Raw genomic sequence first — 3,678 nt, 5'->3', positions numbered from 1 at the left:
CCGCGACGCCCGCGGCGGCCTGCGCGTGCCCGATGTTGGACTTCACCGAGCCCAGCCAGAGCGGGCGGTCCGCGGGCCGGTCCCGACCGTAGGTGGCGAGGAGGGCCTGCGCCTCGATGGGGTCGCCCAGCGCCGTGCCGGTACCGTGCGCCTCGACCACGTCCACGTCGGCACCGGTCAGCCCGGCGCTGCTCAGCGCCTGCCGGATGACGCGCTGCTGGGAGGGGCCGTTGGGAGCGGTGAGGCCGTTGGACGCGCCGTCCTGGTTCACCGCGCTGCCGCTGACGAGGGCCAGCACCCGGTGACCGTTGCGCCGGGCGTCCGACAGCCGCTCCACGAGCAGCACGCCCACGCCCTCGGCCCAGCCGGTGCCGTCCGCCGACGCGGCGAACGCCTTGCAGCGGCCGTCGGCCGACAGGCCCCGCTGCCGGGAGAAGTCGACGAAGGCGTCCGGCGCGGCCATCACCGTGACCCCGCCGGCCAGCGCCATCGAGCACTCGCCCGCCCGCAGCGCCTGCGCCGCCAGGTGCAGGGCCACCAGCGACGACGAGCACGCCGTGTCGATGGTCACCGCGGGCCCTTCGAGGCCGAGGGTGTAGGCCACCCGGCCGGACAGCACAGCCGCGGAGATGCCGGTGATGCGGTGCCCCTCGACCTCCTCGGAGACCTGGCGCAGGCGCAGCGCGTAGTCCTGGGTGTTCATGCCGGTGAACACCCCGATGTCGCGGCCCGCCAGGGTCGTCGGGTCGATGCCGGCCCGCTCGAACACCTCCCACGACGTCTCCAGGAGGAGCCGCTGCTGCGGGTCCATCGCCAGGGCCTCGCGCGGGGAGATGCCGAAGAAGTCCGCGTCGAACCCGGCGGCGTCCGCCAGGAACGCACCGTGCCGGGCGTACGACGTGCCGGGGTGGTCGGGGTCGCTGTCGTAGAGCGCGGACAGGTCCCAGCCGCGGTCGTCCGGGAAGTCGCCGACCGCGTCACCGTCCTCGCTGATCAGCCGCCAGAAGTCCTCCGGGCTCTCCACACCACCGGGGAAGCGGCAGCTCATCGCGACGATGGCGATGGGATCGTCGGATGTCCCGTGCGTCCCGTGCGTCCCGTGCGTCCCGTGCGTCCCGTGCGTCCCGTGCGTCCCGTGCGGGATGGCGGACGGCGCCGCGGAGGCGTCGGCCTCCGCCAGGAGTTCCGTGAGCAGGTGCCGGGTGAGGACATCCGGGCTCGGGTGGTCGTAGAGCAGGGTGGCGGGGAGCCGGAGCCCGGTGTCCGCGGCGAGCCGGTTGCGCAGTTCTACGGAGGTCAGCGAATCGAAGCCCGCCTCACGGAACGCCCGGCCGGCGGCGACGGCGTCGGCGGACGTGTGCCCGAGGACGTGCGCGGCACGGTTCCTGACCAGGCCGAGCAGCGTCTCGTGCCGCTCGTCGGGCGTCAGCGGCGCCAGCCGTCGTACGAGGTCCGTCCCGCCGGCCGCCGCCCGGCCCGCGGCCCGGCGCCGGACCGGCGGCACCAGCTCGCGCAGCAGGGGCGCGACCGGGCCGCCGTCCGGCTCGGCACGCAGCCGCCCGAGGTCGAGCCGGGCCGCCACCAGAGCCGGGAGGGTGCTGCGCAGACCGGCGTCGAACAGCGCGAGGCCGGTCTCCTCGTCCAGCGCCGCCATCCCGAACCGCCGGGAGTGCTGCCGCAGGTCGGCGGCGGTGAGGTGGGCGGTCAGCTCGCTGGTGGCCGCCCAGTGGCCCCAGGCGAGCGAGGTGGCGGGCAGCCCCGCCGCCCTGCGCCGCGCGGCCAGCGCGTCCAGGAAGGCGTTGGAGGCGGCGTAGTTGGCCTGCCCGGGGTTGCCGAGGACACCGGCGGCCGAGGAGTACAGCACGAACGCCGCGAGACCGGTGTCCCGGGTCAGCTCGTCCAGCAGGAGCGCCGCGTCCGCCTTGGGCCGCAGGACTGCGTCCAGCCGCTCCGGGGTGAGGGCGGTGACCACGCCGTCGTCCAGCACACCGGCGGTGTGGACGACCGCGGTGAGCGGTGTCCCGCCGGGGATCGACGCCAGCAGGCCGGCCAGCGCGGCACGGTCGGTGACGTCGCAGGCGACGGTGCGCACGGTGGCGCCCAGCGCGCCGAGGTCGCGCTCCAGCTCGGGCACGCCGTCGGCGGCACCACCGCGCCGGCTGACCAACAGCAGGTGGCGTACGCCGTGCTCGACCACGAGATGCCGGGCGAGCAGGCGGCCCAGGGTGCCGGTGCCACCGGTGATCAGAACGGTGCCGTCGGGGTCGAGCGGCTCCACGGCGTCGACGGGGCCGTCGGGGTCGTCGGGGTCGAGCGGTCGAACGCCGCCGGCGTCCGCCGCCCGCGCCAGTCTCGGTACGGTGGCCCGGCCGGCGGCGAGGGCGAACTGCGGCTCACCGGTGGCGACGGCGGCGGGCAGCAGCGCATCGGAGGCGGCGTCCCCGTCCACGGCGGCCAGGACCAGCCGCCCCGGTGCCTCCGACTGCGCCGAGCGGACGAGCCCCCAGACGGCCGCGGTGACCGGGTCGCCGACGTCCCGCGTGACGACGACCAGCCGCGCGTCCGTCACCGGCAGGGCAAGCCACGCCTGCACCCACGCCAACGCCCGCGAGGTCAGCGCCCGCAACCCCTGGGCGGTGTCCGTCAGATCCACGCGCACATCACTGCCGGTGGCCGACGTCGACAGCTCATCGAGGTCGGTGACGGTGACCGGTTGCCGCGTCGGGTCCGCCACGGCCTCGACGGCAAAGGGCACCCAGTCGACGCGGAACAACGCGTCCAGCGGGTCCACACCCCCCTGGGCAGCCGCCGACACCAGCTCGTCCGCGTCGACCTCACGCGAGACGACCGACCCGAAGCTGCCGACCGCCCGGCCGGAGGCGTCCGCGAGTTCCAGCGCCGTACCGCCACTGCCGTCCGGAGCGATACGCGCCCGCAGAGAGGTGGCCCCGGCCGCTACCAAAAACACGGCACGGTAGGCGACGGACAGCGCGGAGGTGCCACCGCCGGCACGGCCCACGGCTTCGAGCAGCGCGGGATGCAGCGCGAACCGCTCGGCCGCGTCCCGCTGCTCCTCGTCCACCTCGGCCTCGGCGAACACCTCCTCGCCACGCCGCCATGCCGCACGCAGCCCCGGCACCGCCGGATCCACCTCGACGGGCACCGCCCCGGCCGGCGGCCACACCGACAGGTCGATGCCGGGGACGGCGTCCGGACGGCCGGCCAATGTGCCGGTGGCGTGCCGGGTCCAGCCGGGGGCACCCTGCCGCCGGGAGTGGACGGTCAGCCGGTGCCGGCCGGAGCCGTCCGCCGCGCCGACGGCCACCTGGAGCCGCACGCCCGGGCCCTCCGCGAGCACGAGCGGCGTCTCGATCAGCAGTTCCTCGACGGCACCGCAGCCGACCTCGTCCCCGGCGCGTACCGCCATCTCCAGGAACGCCGCCCCGGGCACCACCGCGACTCCGTGCACTGTGTGTTCGGCCAGCCAGGGGTGGCTGCTCGACGACAGCCGGGCGGTGAACAACACCCCGCCCTCGTCGGGCAGTTCGACCCAGGCGTCGAGCAGGGGGTGTCGGGCGTCCGTGAGCCCGGCGGCGGCCACGGCACCTGCGGAGGGGACGCTTCTGAGCCAGTAGTGCTGGTGTTGGAAGGGGTAGGTGGGGAGGTCGTGGGCGGTGT

At 75.7% G+C, this 3,678-nt stretch carries 1 protein-coding gene; it reads right to left on the bottom strand.

Annotated elements, in window-relative coordinates; translation table 11 throughout:
- The coding region (locus tag KM933_RS38440; protein ID WP_221362200.1) for a type I polyketide synthase at positions 1-3,678 on the bottom strand (3,678 nt) is incomplete at both ends.

The sequence above is a fragment of the Streptomyces beigongshangae genome, assembly GCF_019710745.1.
GTDB lineage: Bacteria > Actinomycetota > Actinomycetes > Streptomycetales > Streptomycetaceae > Streptomyces > Streptomyces beigongshangae.
This window is presented reverse-complemented; position numbering and strand designations above follow the sequence as displayed.